Here is a 13,425-nt window from a genome sequence, read left to right on the forward strand (position 1 = left end):
ATGGCTGATATCCGCCCGTTCTGCATGCCCAAGTGGGGCATCGAAATGACCGAGGGCACGGTTGCCGAATGGATGGTCAAGGAAGGCGAGGCCTTCTCGCGCGGTCAGGTGATCTGCCTGATCGAGACCGACAAGATCACCAACGAAGTCGAAGCCGAGTACGACGCCGTGCTGAAGCGCGTGCTCGTGCCCGCCAGCGATCAGCCCCAGCCGGTTGGCGCGCTGCTCGGCGTGTTCACCGATGCCGCCACGACCGATGCCGAAGTCGATGCCTTCGTGGCCGCGTTCAAGCCGGCTGAAACCGGGGTTGCCGCAAAGGCCGGTGCAGAAGCTGCGCCCGCTGCTGCCGCGCCTGAACCGGCACCTGCCGCCGCTGCGCCGGAACCGACGAAGATCGTCACCAACCGGTCGATCAGCCCGGAAGCCTTGAAGCTTGCTGAAGCCAACGGCGTCGACATCGAGCCGATCCAGGGTTCGGGCCGGGGCGGCCGCATCACCTATCAGGACGTGGTGCAGGCAATGCTGCCCGAACGCGCCCTTTCACCCAAGGGCCCCGCCGAACTTCCGACGGAAAGCCGCGCGGTGTTTGCCTCGCCGCTCGCCGCACGGCTGGCCGCGCAGTACGGCATCGACCTTGCGACCCTCAAAGGCACCGGCCCGCGCGGCCGTATCTCGAAGGCCGACGTGCTCGGTGCGGTGAAGCCCGCCGTACCGGAAGCGGCCCCCGCTCCGGCCTTCGGCGCGCCATTCGTGGCGGTGGCCAATACGCCGGTGGTCCAGCCGTTCGACAAGGTTCGCAAGGTCGTCGCCCGCCGTCTGACCGAGGCGAAGCAGACGATCCCGCACTTCTACCTGCGCGTCTCCGCTCGGGTCGATGAACTCGTCGCGCTGCGCAAGACGGCGAACATCGTGATGGGGACGAAAGCCTCGATCAACGACTACCTCGTCAAGGCAGTCGGCATGGCGCTGGCCCGCCATCCTGACGTCAATGTGCAGGTTGGCGCCGATGCGGTGCACAGCTTCCCGCATGCCGATGTGGCGATTGCGGTCGCGAGCCCCAAGGGCCTCGTCACCCCGATCGTGCGGCAGGCTGACCGGATGCACATTGCGCAGATCGCGGCGACCACCCGCGCGCTGATCGACAAGGCGCAGGCCGGCCGCCTCAGCTTCGAGGACATGGACGGCGGCACCTTCAGCATCTCGAACCTCGGCATGTTCGGGATCGAGGAGTTCGACGCGATCATCAATCCGCCGCAGGGCGCGATCCTTGCCGTCGGCGGGATCAATCGCGTTGCGGTGGAGACGGCGGATGGTGACATGACGTTCGAGAGCCAGATCAAGCTCTCGCTCTCGGTCGATCACCGCGCCATCGATGGTGCGGCGGGCGCAGGCTTCCTGCAGACCTTGAAGGCGCTGATCGAGGCTCCGGAATCGCTGTTCAGCTGATGGGCCACCTGCCCATCCGGCAGGTCGCCTATTTCTGCGCCGACGTGCGCGCGGCAGCCCGCGCGCACCATGCGCTCTATGGGTCTGGCCCGTTCTTCGTGGCGGCCAACATTCCCGTCGCACGCGCGGTTCATCGCGGTGTCGAGCGACTGCACGATCATTCCTCTGCCTACGGGCAGTGGGGGGACGTGATGGTCGAGTTCGTCCAGCAGAACAATCCCGGCCCCTCCCCCTTCCATGATATGTATCCGGAGGGCTCGGGCCGCTACGGCCTGCACCACGTTGCGGTGTTCGTGGACGATGTGGACACCGCGCTGGCCGAGTTCGCAGCACAAGGCGCGCCAACGGCCATGCGCGCGGAAATGGCCGATGGCTTCGTCTATGCCTTTGCTGACACCACGGCCACGCTGGGCCATATGACCGAACTCTACAGCCCTCGGCCCAGCCTCCTGGGCTTCTACGCGATGATCGCGGATGCCGCCAGGGAAGGCGCGCCCGAGCGCGATCTCATCACCACCATTCGCCTGCGCTGATCGTGCCGGGCCACACATTCACTCCCCACCCAAGGCCCGTCACCCTGAACTTGTTTCAGGGTCCATCGCGCCGTGTGACCGATGGCTTCGGGAAAACACTGCGCTGCGGCCTTGGGGTTGATCCTGACACCTCGGGGCAAACCGATGGATGGACCCTGAAACAAGTTCAGGGTGACGGTTTGGTTTGACGCCGACGTCTAACTGCAAAAGGCCCCCTCCCCATGACCACCAACCGCTTCTGGCAGCTTGATGCCCATCCCAAGGGCGACGACTTTGCCAGCGCCCTCTCCTTCCGCGAGGAAGCGCTGCAGCCGCTGGCCGAGGGGCAGGTCCGGATCGCCGCGCAGTGGCTCTCCATGGATGCCGGCACGCGCATGTGGATGAGCCCGCGCACCGATGGCTACCAACCGCCGCTACCGCTCGGCTCCAAGATGTCCGGCCTCGTGATGGGCCGCGTGGTGGAAACGCGCGATCCCGCATTTCCCGAGGGCACGCTGGTGCGCTGTTTTGGCCAGTGGGCGGACTACTCCGTCGTCACGCCCGCAGAATCTGGCATGATGGCGCTCGATGAAAGCCTGCCCGACCTGCGCGAGCATTTCGGGGCGCTTGGCATGAATGGATGGACGGCGCTGCTCGGCGTGCGTGACACGGCACGCATCCAGCCCGGCCAGTGGATCGCTGTCTCCGCCGCGGCAGGGGCCACCGGGAGCCTTGCCGTGCAGGTCGCTCGCAATCTCGGCGCGCATGTCGTTGGCATCGCAGGCGGTCCGGCCAAGTGCGCGTACCTCACCGAGGAACTCGGTGCGGACATCGCCATCGACTACAAGGCAGACGACATCGCCGCGCGCCTTGCCGCCGAAGTGCCGGGTGGGCTCAATGGCTATTTCGACAACGTCGGCGGGCCGATCCTCGATGCGATCCTGCCCAACATGGCGCTGTTCGGCTGCGTGGCGGTCTGCGGACTTGTCGCCGCCTATGATGCGGACAAGCCACTTCCCGGCCCGGCACGCTACGATCAGGTGCTGATGAAGCGTCTGCGGATCGAGGGCTTCTTCGTGCCTGATCACTTCCACCGCGCTGAGGAATTCATTCCGCCGCTGCGCCAGTGGCACGATGAAGGTCGCCTCGTTTCCCGCTTCGATGAAACGCCGGGCCTCGAAAACACGCTCGCCGCCTATGCACGGATGCTAGGCGGCGGCGCTATCGGCAAAGTGCTGGTCAAGGTTGCCTGACCTACTACCCCTCCCGCAAGCGGGAGGGGCCGGGGGTGGGCCTTCCAGCCCTTAGTCCGCCATCCACTTTTCCAGGTTCTCGTGGAAGTAGCGCACCCGGCGCTCCTGCCACGCAAGGTAATCGCGCTTGTAGCCGCGCGAGTGCAGGCCGCGCTGCTGGGCTTCCCAAACCGAAACGTCCTGATCGATGCCGGGTCCGGCCGAAACCTCGCCCCACTTGCCCTGCACGTGCGGCGCGGGGACTGAAACGTCGACCCATTCGGACATCGACTGCGAGTAATAGCGCGTCGTCCCGGCCGGGAAGAGCGTCATGTACCACATGTCGAAGTAGCACTTCTCGGGATCGGTCTCGTGCGGCCGCGCGCGCAGCCAGATGTTGCCATCGGGCTTGAGGCTGAACGAGAGGTTCGGGAAGATCGTGTAGTGCCAGTGATCGGTCAGCTGGTCGTCGTGATAGGTCGAGAAATCAAAGCCCTTGGAAGCGCCCTTCTCGCGCTTGGCCTGCTGCAGCGCCTTGCGGATCTCGCCGGTCTTGCCGCCGCGGAACTGTTCGGGATCGAGCTCCCAGAACACCAGTTCCTCGCGCAGCATTTCGAGCGTTTCGGCCTCGCCGCCGCGTAGCTGCTTGGTCGGGCCGGCACCCGGCATGAACATGCGCGCGTGGCCTTCGGGGTAGAGATCGAACTGGCAGTGGCTGTATCCGTATTCCATTACGAACTTCGTCTGCGGATGGACGAAGGGCACATGATAGCTCTCGTTGAAGTTGTCCTGCACCAGCTTCCAGTTGAAGTTGCCCTCGATCGTCACCCAGTGCGTGCGGACCATCGCGTCCATCGGGTAGGTATCGATCTGATCGGCGATCGGCCCCATGAACTGGCGCAGCGGGGCGGCGTCCTTGTCCATGTTGATCCACACGAACCCGGCCCAGGTCTCGCACTTCACTTCGACGAGGTTGAGCTTGCCGCAGGGCGAGCCCTGCACAAAATCGGCCTCGTCCGGCACGACCTTGAGCTTGCCGGTAAGGTCGTAGGACCAGCCGTGATAGGGGCAGACGAGGCGCTTGGAATGGCCCTGTTCGCCCGAGACGACCGGCATCGCGCGGTGCTGGCAGACGTTGTAGAACGCGCGGACCTGCCCATCATCGCCGCGCACGCAGACGATGGTTTCCGGGCCGAAATCGGCGGTCAGCCAATCACCCGCATTGGGGATCTGCGCCTGTGTCCCGGCGATCTGCCAGGTCTTGGTCCAGACCTTGTCCCACTCACGGTCCGCCCATTCCTTTGAGAAATAGCGGTCCGGCGTGATCGGCGCGTTGCCGAGCGGCGGATCGGCCAGCGGGGAGATATCGGCCAGCGAGGTGGCGCGGGCGCGGGCGAGTTGGGCTTCAGTGGTCATGTCATGGCTCCTTGTTCAGGCACCTGCGAAGTGGGGGTAGGATGGATCGGCGTGGCCGCGCGTGCCGAAAGCAAAGCCCGGCATGTTGGCGCGGTCCCACATGTCAGTCGAAGCGCCGACCGTGCTCCAATCGTAGACGGCGTGGCGGTGGGAAATCTTCCATGTTCCGTCGCGGCATTCGAACCGGTCGAGGTAGCGGCCAGCGGCGACCATGAAATTGTCGCCGCTTTCGCCGGGAACGTGGTGGTGCGCGATGAAATAGGCCTCGCCCTTGGCCTTGTCGCCATCAACTTCGACGAGAACATTGCCGATCACATGCTGCGTGCGGCGCATCCCGGCGAGCACTTCCATCACCCATGGCACGAAGTCCGCTGCGGTCCCCTGATACATGCCGTGATCGTCGGTCGCATCGGGGTGGAACACCGCGTTGACCAGATCCGCATCGCAGCGATCAATCCCCCGCGCGAGGCGGTGGACCAGTTCGGTGCAGGCCATCTTGTCGAGCAGCAGCGCTACGCGCGGGTCAAGGTCAGCGGCCATCGGTTCAGTCTCCGGTATACAAGGGATCTTCGGGCAGCCGCTTGCCGTGGCGGGTCAGCGTCCCGTAAAGCGGGCCATCCCACTGCGCGGTGGATGCGCCGTTGCGGCTCCAGTCGAGCACATAGCGGCGGTGAAGCAAGCGCCAGCCGCCGTCCCGTTTCTCAAGCCGGTCGAGATAGCGCCCGCCGACTTCCATTTCATAGGGACCATCGGGCGAATCGACTTCGTGATAGGCCCGGCAATAGGTCTCCGCAGTGGCCGTCATGCCGTCGATATCGATCAGCATGTTGCCAAGGAAATGCTGCGTGCGGCGCATTGCAGCAAGCGCGGGAACGACACCGTCCGACCATGCCAGCGCATCGATCTCGCCGGTCCCGTAATCGGCCTTGGCTTCAGGCCACCAGACGCTGCGCAACACCATAAGGTCGCACCTGTCGATCCCGCGCGCATAGCGGTTCAGCACATCCATGATCGCCAACCGGTCGGCGACATCTTCTGCACGCACCATGCTCATCGGACCCGCATCTCCTCCCTGCGGCAGCTGAGATCGTGGGGCGCACGGGCACCCCACGGAAACATCGCCTCACCACCCGGCAGATCGGCGGCAGGCTCATCGCGCACCCAGTCGACCAGTTCGCTGCGGTGCGCGATCTTCCACACGCCTTCGCGCCGCTCGTAGCGATCGACGTAGCGCCCGGCGACGAACATGTCCCGCTCGCCACCATCCTCGCCGACAACCCGATGGTGCGCCTGGAAGTAGACTTCGCCGAACGCGAGATCGCCACTCTCGAAATCGATACGGACCTGCCCGATCATGTGGTGGTTGGCCTTGTGCGGCGTCAGCACCTTCTGCGCGAAGGCGACAAACCCCGCCGCGTCGCCTTTCCAGCCCGCGCCGTAGTCGGTCGTCGCATCATCGTGGAACACCGAGATGTGCAGCGCCGGATCGAGCCGGTCCTGCGCGCGCATGTAGTCGCAGCTGAGATCGTAGATGGCCTGCCACGAGGTGAGCCGATCGAGCGCGTCCATGGTCACGGCCTCGCCAGATATTGATCGATGGTCTGGTGGAACTGCCGGATGCGCGCTTCCTGATAGTTGCCCAGCGTCTGCCCGCGCTTCGCGGAGCCGAGGAAGCCCTGGTACTGCAACGCGAGGTTGTCGGTGTCCTGATCATAGACCCCGCCCAGCCCCGGATTCATCCCCGGTGCTTCGGCATAGGACTGCTCGACCGTCAGCCGCACCGGCTCGGGCGGATGCTCGATGGGCGTTCCCGGCGGCACCAGCTTGAGGAACATCAGGTCGAACAGAGAACGCGAGGGATCGCTCCCGATCGGCCTGAAACGGTAGATCATCGGCAACGAAACGCCCGGGAACAGGCACATGTTCGGAAACAGATGATACTCGATGGAATCGAGCATCTCGCTGTCCGAATACATGTCGAGCGGCACGCCGAGATCGGCGGACATCTGCTCGCGCAGCTTCTCGGCGGCGTAGGAGCGCGCAGTGCGCCCTTCCGGCAGCGTTCCCGGCGAGACGCGCAGGCGGTCGAACAGTTCCTGCTCGGTCTGCGTACCGCTGAAATGCGGGCTTGGCTTGCCGATGACATGAACGAAGCGCGTCACGTGATCGCTGAAGATGTCATACTGCGCATTGGCATCGCCCGCCGTCGGCAAGGCCTGCGAATGCGTCTCGTAAACGTGATAAGCCTCGAGGAAAGCCTCTTGCGCCGCCTTCCAGTTCGTCGGCAGTTCCTTCTGGATATGCAGCGCAATGCGCCGATCGGCGAGATCCCAGCGGCCGGAGAAATGCTCTGCGAGCGGCCCGAGCTGGTCCTTCAGCGGGCGCGCCTCGGGATCGAGGTTGATGAAGATGAACCCGCCCCAGGTCTCCATCCGCACTTGCGGCAGGCTGAATTCCTCGTCCTTCACATGCGGGAAGTCCCACCGGCACGGCAGATGCGAAAGTTCGCCTTCCAGCGACCAGCGCCAGCCGTGGAAGGGGCAGCGCAGTTCCACCGCATTGCCGCTGGTGTCCGAGCGTTTGAGCTGCGTGCCGCGATGGAGGCAGACGTTGCGATAGGCGCGGATTTCCATGTCATCGCCGCGCACGATCAGGATCGACCACGGGCCGATATCGTAAGTGATATAGTCGCCCGCTTCGGGGATGTGCTCCTCGCGCGCGGCCCATTGCCATGTGCGCGCCCACATGTGCGTGAACTCGCGCGCCATGAAATCAGGCGAGGTATAGCGGTCGTAGTCGATATCGGCATCGCCCGCGAAGCTGTAGGCCTCGGCAATCAGCGCGGGCGGAACCTCCTGCCCATCAGCGATGATGATGTCTCGCGTGCTCGGCCCGGGGCAGCGCGCCGCACCGGGCTCCGGCAGAGGCTCAGGGGGGAGAGGCAGGCTGGTTTCAAGGTTCATCCCTCAAGCTCCTTCATGCCTCTCTCCGCCCTCAATCAGTACCGGATCGTGGCCTGCAACCGCACCGTGCGCGGCATCGAACCATATCCGATAATGTCACCAAGCGTAGCGTTGTTGGTGCCGGTGCCCGCACCCGTCAGCGGCGCAGTACCGCCGCCGATGAAGTAGAACTTGTTGCCAAGGTTCTTGCCGATCACCGCAAGCTGCCAGCGATCATCCCGCGCGCCGATGCGCAGGCCCGCATCGACCACGGCATAGGCGTCCTGCCGGGTATAGGGATCGCCGAAGCTCGAGCCGAGGTACGAACTCGAGGTACGCGTATCGATGTTGCCGCCGATCTTGAGGTTCGAGCCAATCTCGGTTTCATACGAGACGCCTGCCGTCGCCGTCCATTCCGGCGCGGACGAGGTCGGCGCACCCGAAAGGTCCTGCCGCGGCTGTCCGGCCACGACCAGCGAGCAGCCTGCTGCGATGCTCTGGCCAGACCAGCACGGCGAGATGAAGTCGATGTAGCGCGCCTTGTTGTAGTTCAGCGTGCCATGGAGCGAGAGACCCGGAACGGCGCGCGGCGCATACTCCAGCTCGAATTCCACGCCCTTCGACCGCGCCGCACCGGCGTTGTAGGTCACGTAGGCGAAGACCTGCGAGTTGAAGTAGTCGATCTGCAAATCGGTGTACTTGTAGCTGTAGAGCGTGATGTTCGCGCGCAACTGGCGGTTGAACAGGGTCGACTTGATGCCCGCCTCGAAGCCGCGTCCGCGTTCCGGATTGAACGCGAGGTCGGCGGAGGGGTTGTTCGTCACCAGCGAGGAGTTGATCGCGCTGTTGGAGAAGCCGCCCGACTTGTAGGCGGTCTTGTACGCGCCATAGACCATCACGTCGGACGTCGGCTTCCAGCTCAGCGTCACATCCGGCGACCAATCGTTGAACGTCTGATCACCGGTGAGCGTGCCGTTCGTTGCCGCACTTTGCGGGCGGAAAATACCGGTGACGGCCGGGTTCACATAGGGCTGGGTGAAATAGCTCTTCTTGGTCTCGTGGGTGTAGCGCACGCCAGCGGTCGCCTCGAAGGTTGGCAGGATCTTCCAGATCGCCTGGCCATAGGCCGACCACGTCTCGCCATCAGTGGCCGATTCCTTGGAATAGGCGACATAGCGCATGCCGGTGGGGGCAGCCGAGTTCTCGAGATTGGCGAAGAGCACCGCCTGGAAGAAGTTGCGCTTGGTCTTTTGATAAAGCCCGCCGACCATCAGGTTGACCGGGCTGTCGAACTTGGTCAGCGCGCGCAGTTCCTGGCTGAAGGCGTGGTAGCTGGCGTTTTCCGTCGCCCACACGCCGCCGCCGAGGAAGTCGCAGTCGCAGCCGAATTTGTTGTTGTTCCAGTTGTAGTTGGTGACCGAGTTGAGGGTCACGTTCTGCATGTCGTAGTTGACCGTGCCCGTCACCTGCCACGACTTGTAGGTGTTGTAGAGATCGCCGTTGCTGCGGGCATAGGGCGTCGCCTGCGCAATGTCGGTCGGGAAATTGTTCTGGTAGAGCTTGAACCCGCCGTCGCACTTGTAGGCGGGGTTGAGCGCGGTCGCGCCAGTCGGGCAGCGCACCGCCGAATAGTTCCAGCCGTTGCCGATCGTGTCGTTCCACGAACCCGAAGCCTTGAGCGTGGCGGTAAGCCCGCTGCCGCCGTCATACTTCAGCGTGGCGCGGCCGATGACTTCACGTTCCTGCGGCTGGTCTGCCGCAGCTGCCGCCGCGGTGTGGCTGGTCGCCGTGAAGCCATTGGCGACATCGAAGGTCGGGTAGGACTGCGAACCTGCAGCATTGCGGTAGTAGCCGCCGAACATTTTCGATCCGCGCACGGCAAGGCGCAGGCCCCAGTTTTCGCCAAGCGGGGTTGAATAGACGGCTTCGCCGAAGAGCTGGCGGGCATTCGTCTCATAGCCGACCCGCGCCATGATCTCGCGGTCCTTGCCGGGATCTGCGGTGGTGAGGGCGATCACGCCGGCAGTCGCGTTCTTGCCGAAGAACAGCGCCTGCGGACCCTTGAGGATTTCCACGCGGGCCAGATCGAAGAAGCCCTCGTTGATGACACGGCCCTGACCGTAATAGACGTTGTCGACCACGATCGCGACCGACTGTTCGATGCCGATCGAGGTGGCGTTCGAACCGATACCGCGCATGGTGAGCTGCGCGCCCGCACCGTTCGAGGCGCGTGCAACCGTGAACTGCGGCGTTGCAGCAGCAATCTTTTCGAGGCTGGTGAGGTCGCGCGCCTGAACCGTTGCGGCGCTGATCGCCTGCACCGCAACCGGGATGCTCTGCACGCTTTCACTGCGGCGACGGGCGGTCACGATGATGTCTTCGACACCGCTTGCGGCAGGGGTTTCAGCCGAAGCACCCGACTGCGGCGGCACTGCCGATTCGTCAGCCGCAAGGGCCGGGCTTGCTGCCAGCAGCGCGCCGGGCACCATCACCGCGAGCAAGGCGACGCGCGCCGTGCCCGAAAGGAATTCCAGTCGCACCGAATCAGTATGCCGCCCCATGTGCTGCATTTTGCCTCTCCCGCTTCATTGCATCACCGCCCGGATTCTTTTGGGGTCGGCGAACTGGAGCAAGGGTAACAATCCACACAATCGGCTCAACCATTTATCCGCAAACTGACCACTTTTGATAGGGAAACCGGCAGAGCTGCCGGATCAGCGCAATCACCTCCAAGAGCAGGAAAACCGGCCCCTTGCAGAGCCGGCTCCCGGTATTCGCAGTGCTTTCGGGCTTGCCCGAAATCGCCCTACCATTCGTGCGTTTCGCCGTTCCAATTGCGGAACGCGCCGGTGTCGTCGAGGGTCCACTCGGCACCCAGCTTGCGGATGCCGCTGGCGCTTTCTTCTGCTGAGATCAGCGCACGCGGGCCGCCCATGTCGGTCTGCACCCAACCCGGATGGATGAGGCCGATCACGATGCCCCTGCCCTTGAGGTCGACCGCCACGGAGCGCATCAGGCGGTTGAGCGCCGCCTTGGCCGAGCCATAGGCGTAGTTCCCGCCCATCGGCCAAGCCATCGCGCCGAGTTGGCTGGTGATGTTCATCACCTTCGATCCCTCACCGAGGCGCGGCAGGAAGGCCTGCAAAACACGCAGCGGCCCCTGCACCATGATCGCGAACGCTTCATTCCAAGCGTCCCAGTCCGCGACTTCCAGTTCGTTCGCCTGCGGATTGTTGACCCCGGCCACGTTGTAAAGGACATCGATCGCGCCATCGCCGCTGGCTGCCGCAGCCGCGCGTACCGAAGTCTCGCTCGCCACATCGCAAGGAACGATGGTCAGCCTGCCGTTCGACGCGGCGGCGAGGTCTTGCAGCGCTGCGCCTGCGTTGCGCGCCAGGGCGATCACGGTATCTCCCGCTGCAACATGCTGCGCAGCAAGCGTGAGGCCGATGCCGCGCGCGGCCCCGGTTATCGCGACGGTTGCCATGGTTTTCCTTCTTTGCCTTGGGGTTGGTCTCAAATATTCCGGTTCTGCGGCAGGCATATCACGCTGCGGCAGGAAAGAGCCTCTCGCTTGTGCTGGCCTTGACCCGCAGCGCAATCACGCGACTATACCGCATGATCCGCGCTAGCTCCATGATCGCCCTCGCCGCAATGCTCTTGACGGCGCCAGCCCTCGCGCAGCCGCATTCGGGCTTTCCGATCAACGTCGTGGTACCCAAGGCACCTGCCCCAGTCGAAGCGGATGGCCGGGCGCGGCTGGTCTATGAACTCGCGCTCACCAGCTTTGCGCCAAGCCCGGTCGAACTCGCAGCCATCGACGTGCTGGCCGGCGATGCGGTCGTGGCAAGTTGGCGCGGCGCCGAGCTTGGCGCTTTGCTCATGCCGGTCGGACCCGCTCCGGAAGCTGGCAAGGAACGCCTGATCGAGAGCGGGCGCAGCGTGATCGCGTTCATTGATCTCACACTCGCGCCCGGCGCCGCCGCGCCTGATGCGCTGCGCCACCGCCTTACATTCACCGCGAAGCTGGGCGACGGCACCGTGATCGAGCGCAAGGTCGAAGGCGTCGCCATCTCCGTTCGGCCGGCTGCGCCGGTTATCGGACCGCCCCTGCGCGGCGGGCGTTGGGTTGCCGCCAACGGCCTGTTTGCAGCCGACCACCGCCGCTCTTTCAACGCCGTAGACGCGCGCGAGCATCTGGCGCAGCGCTTTGCCATCGATTGGGTCAAGCTCGGCCCGGACGGACGGTTCTTCAAGGGCGATGCCGGACAGAACACCAGCTATCCGGGCTATGGCACCGAAGTGATCGCGGTCGCAGACGGCACCGTGGCCGATGTGACGAGCGGCTATCCCGACAATCCCGGTAGCAACCCACCCTCCTCGCGCGTTGTCACGCTGGAAAGCATCACCGGCAATGCCGTGGTACAAGATCTCGGCGGCGGCACTTTCGCGCTTTACGCCCACCTCCAGCCCGGCAGCATCGCAGTCAAACCCGGCGATCATGTGAAAGCGGGGCAGGTCATCGCGCGGCTCGGAAATTCGGGCAATTCCGATGCACCGCACTTGCATTTCCAGTTGATGGACGGCCCTTCGCCGCTCGGCGCAGAAGGTCTGCCGCACGCGATCACGGCATTCAGCCAGCAGGGCGTGGTCGCCGATCTCGCCGCGCTCGAAAGTGGTCAACCTGTTACAATCACGCCCGCAGCAAACGCGCAGCATGCCGCAGAGTTTCCCGTTGACCAGGCCGTCGTCAGCTTTCCCTGACCACGGCCCGGCGGCACGGATAGGCTACAGTTTGAGCAGCTGCTTGCCCTTGTTCGAACCCGAGAACAGCCGCTGCAGCGTGTTGGGCGCGTTCTCGAAGCCGTGCTGCACGTCCTCACGGTACGCCAGCCGGCCCTCGTTGACCCACTTGACCAGTCGGCGCCGGATATCCGGGAATTCGCTGGCCCAATCGAGCACGATGAAGCCCTGCATCCGCGCGCGGCGGAACACGAGGTTGAAGTAGTTTTCGGGGCCCGCCGGCAAGTTGCCCGTCTCGTAGCGGCTGATGCCACCGCAGATCACCACGCGCGCATTCGTCGCGATGCAGGCCAGCATGTCGTTGAGGATCTTTCCGCCGACGTTGTCGAAGATCACGTTGATCCCGTTCGGCGCCAATTCCTTGAGCTGCGTGCGGATCGGCCCGGCCTTGTAATCGATAGCGTGATCGTAGCCGGCTTCCTTGACCAGCCATTCGCACTTTTCCGGGCCGCCCGCGATACCGATCACGGTGCAGCCGGCAATCTTCGCCAGCTGGCCGACGATGGAGCCCGTCGCGCCCGCAGCGCCCGAGACGACGACGACATCGCCCGCCACCGGCTCGCCCACCTTGAACAGGCCGCAATAGGCCGTGACGCCCGTCGTGCCGAGGATCGAGAGCATCGCCGTGGGCGGCAGTTCGTGCATGCAAGGGATGAGGCCCTCGCCGTCATGGATCAGATATTCGCTCCACACGATCGAACCCGCAAGCATCGTGCCGACCGGGAACTTGCCGCCGTTGCTGGCAACGACTTCGGTGATGCCCGAACCGCGCATAACATCCCCGATCGCCATCGGCGCGACGTAATCGGCGATGTTCTCCATCCAGCCTTTCTGCGCCGGATCGAAGCCGAGGAAGTGCGTCTTGAGGAGCATCTGGCCCGGGCCCGGCTCGGGCAGGGACGTCGTCACCAGCTTGAGGTCGTCATCGTTGATGGGGCGGCCGCGCGGGTGTCCGTTGAGCAGCCATTGGCGGGTTTCAGTCACGCGGAATCTCCCAGAAGCGTTGTTTCGGAAGCGAGACTAGCGGCAGTGCCGCGCATCCGGACCTACCGAATTGAATGAGCCCTAGAGGGC

Annotated in this window: 12 protein-coding genes; 4 read left to right on the forward strand and 8 right to left on the reverse strand. The window is 64.4% G+C overall.

What is annotated here, in order from left to right; genetic code table 11:
• The 3 genes from NSE01_RS15580 to NSE01_RS15590 all read left to right on the forward strand — a co-directional run bounded on the left by NSE01_RS15580 (position 1) and on the right by NSE01_RS15590 (position 3,211).
• Entirely contained in the window at positions 1-1,446 is a 1,446-nt protein-coding gene (locus tag NSE01_RS15580) for a dihydrolipoamide acetyltransferase family protein (RefSeq protein WP_147160571.1), read from the forward strand.
• On the forward strand, positions 1,446-1,979 hold the full coding sequence (locus NSE01_RS15585) for a VOC family protein (RefSeq protein ID WP_147160572.1): 534 nt from the start codon (positions 1,446-1,448) through the stop codon (positions 1,977-1,979). The genes NSE01_RS15580 and NSE01_RS15585 overlap by 1 nt, the downstream gene beginning before the upstream one ends.
• A 221-nt stretch (positions 1,980-2,200) precedes the next feature.
• Positions 2,201-3,211 (forward strand): NADP-dependent oxidoreductase, encoded by a 1,011-nt coding sequence (locus NSE01_RS15590; protein WP_147160573.1) that lies wholly within the window; start codon positions 2,201-2,203, stop codon positions 3,209-3,211.
• 51 nt (positions 3,212-3,262) lie between these two features.
• On the opposite strand, the gene NSE01_RS15595 is transcribed toward NSE01_RS15590, so the two are convergent.
• The 7 genes from NSE01_RS15595 to NSE01_RS15625 form a co-directional block, all read right to left on the reverse strand.
• Positions 3,263-4,606, reverse strand: coding sequence for an aromatic ring-hydroxylating oxygenase subunit alpha (locus NSE01_RS15595; protein ID WP_147160574.1), 1,344 nt, complete (start codon positions 4,604-4,606; stop codon positions 3,263-3,265).
• A gap of 15 nt (positions 4,607-4,621) precedes the next feature.
• Positions 4,622-5,146 carry a nuclear transport factor 2 family protein gene (locus tag NSE01_RS15600; protein WP_147160575.1) on the reverse strand — a complete coding sequence of 175 codons (525 nt, stop codon included), beginning with the start codon at positions 5,144-5,146 and terminating at the stop codon, positions 4,622-4,624.
• A gap of 4 nt (positions 5,147-5,150) precedes the next feature.
• A complete protein-coding gene (locus NSE01_RS15605) occupies positions 5,151-5,660 on the reverse strand; it encodes a nuclear transport factor 2 family protein (RefSeq protein ID WP_147160576.1) in 510 nt (169 codons plus the stop codon).
• Entirely contained in the window at positions 5,657-6,175 is a 519-nt protein-coding gene (locus NSE01_RS15610; RefSeq protein ID WP_147160577.1) for a nuclear transport factor 2 family protein, read from the reverse strand. The genes NSE01_RS15605 and NSE01_RS15610 overlap by 4 nt, the downstream gene beginning before the upstream one ends.
• Before the next feature lie 2 nt (positions 6,176-6,177).
• A complete protein-coding gene (locus NSE01_RS15615; RefSeq protein ID WP_147160578.1) occupies positions 6,178-7,569 on the reverse strand; it encodes an aromatic ring-hydroxylating oxygenase subunit alpha in 1,392 nt (463 codons plus the stop codon).
• Between the two features lie 35 nt (positions 7,570-7,604).
• Positions 7,605-10,109 (reverse strand): TonB-dependent receptor, encoded by a 2,505-nt coding sequence (locus NSE01_RS15620; protein ID WP_147160579.1) that lies wholly within the window; start codon positions 10,107-10,109, stop codon positions 7,605-7,607.
• A gap of 245 nt (positions 10,110-10,354) precedes the next feature.
• The gene (locus tag NSE01_RS15625; protein WP_147160580.1) at positions 10,355-11,035 is read right to left on the reverse strand and encodes an SDR family NAD(P)-dependent oxidoreductase; all 681 of its coding nucleotides are present in this window, start codon (positions 11,033-11,035) and stop codon (positions 10,355-10,357) included.
• Between the two features lie 131 nt (positions 11,036-11,166).
• Between NSE01_RS15625 and NSE01_RS21890 the strand changes: the two genes are divergently transcribed.
• Positions 11,167-12,312, forward strand: coding sequence for a M23 family metallopeptidase (locus NSE01_RS21890; protein WP_147160581.1), 1,146 nt, complete (start codon positions 11,167-11,169; stop codon positions 12,310-12,312).
• A 24-nt stretch (positions 12,313-12,336) separates the two neighbouring features.
• Here the strand turns inward: NSE01_RS21890 and NSE01_RS15635 are convergent, their stop codons facing one another.
• Positions 12,337-13,335 carry an NADP-dependent oxidoreductase gene (locus tag NSE01_RS15635; protein ID WP_147160582.1) on the reverse strand — a complete coding sequence of 333 codons (999 nt, stop codon included), beginning with the start codon at positions 13,333-13,335 and terminating at the stop codon, positions 12,337-12,339.
• Positions 13,336-13,425: the final 90 nt, after the last annotated feature.

Origin of the sequence: Novosphingobium sediminis (assembly GCF_007991615.1) — a bacterium.
GTDB classification, from domain to species: domain Bacteria; phylum Pseudomonadota; class Alphaproteobacteria; order Sphingomonadales; family Sphingomonadaceae; genus Novosphingobium; species Novosphingobium sediminis.

What these genes read in the sequence shown, in the direction of transcription:
- NSE01_RS15580 (WP_147160571.1), top strand. Translation starts at nt 1, where the DNA reads ATGGCTGATATCCGCCCGTTCTGCATGCCCAAGTGGGGCATCGAAATG.
- NSE01_RS15585 (WP_147160572.1), top strand. Translation starts at nt 1,446, where the DNA reads ATGGGCCACCTGCCCATCCGGCAGGTCGCCTATTTCTGCGCCGACGTG.
- NSE01_RS15590 (WP_147160573.1), top strand. Translation starts at nt 2,201, where the DNA reads ATGACCACCAACCGCTTCTGGCAGCTTGATGCCCATCCCAAGGGCGAC.
- NSE01_RS15595 (WP_147160574.1), bottom strand. Translation starts at nt 4,606, where the DNA reads ATGACCACTGAAGCCCAACTCGCCCGCGCCCGCGCCACCTCGCTGGCC.
- NSE01_RS15600 (WP_147160575.1), bottom strand. Translation starts at nt 5,146, where the DNA reads ATGGCCGCTGACCTTGACCCGCGCGTAGCGCTGCTGCTCGACAAGATG.
- NSE01_RS15605 (WP_147160576.1), bottom strand. Translation starts at nt 5,660, where the DNA reads ATGAGCATGGTGCGTGCAGAAGATGTCGCCGACCGGTTGGCGATCATG.
- NSE01_RS15610 (WP_147160577.1), bottom strand. Translation starts at nt 6,175, where the DNA reads ATGGACGCGCTCGATCGGCTCACCTCGTGGCAGGCCATCTACGATCTC.
- NSE01_RS15615 (WP_147160578.1), bottom strand. Translation starts at nt 7,569, where the DNA reads ATGAACCTTGAAACCAGCCTGCCTCTCCCCCCTGAGCCTCTGCCGGAG.
- NSE01_RS15620 (WP_147160579.1), bottom strand. Translation starts at nt 10,109, where the DNA reads ATGGGGCGGCATACTGATTCGGTGCGACTGGAATTCCTTTCGGGCACG.
- NSE01_RS15625 (WP_147160580.1), bottom strand. Translation starts at nt 11,035, where the DNA reads ATGGCAACCGTCGCGATAACCGGGGCCGCGCGCGGCATCGGCCTCACG.
- NSE01_RS21890 (WP_147160581.1), top strand. Translation starts at nt 11,167, where the DNA reads ATGATCCGCGCTAGCTCCATGATCGCCCTCGCCGCAATGCTCTTGACG.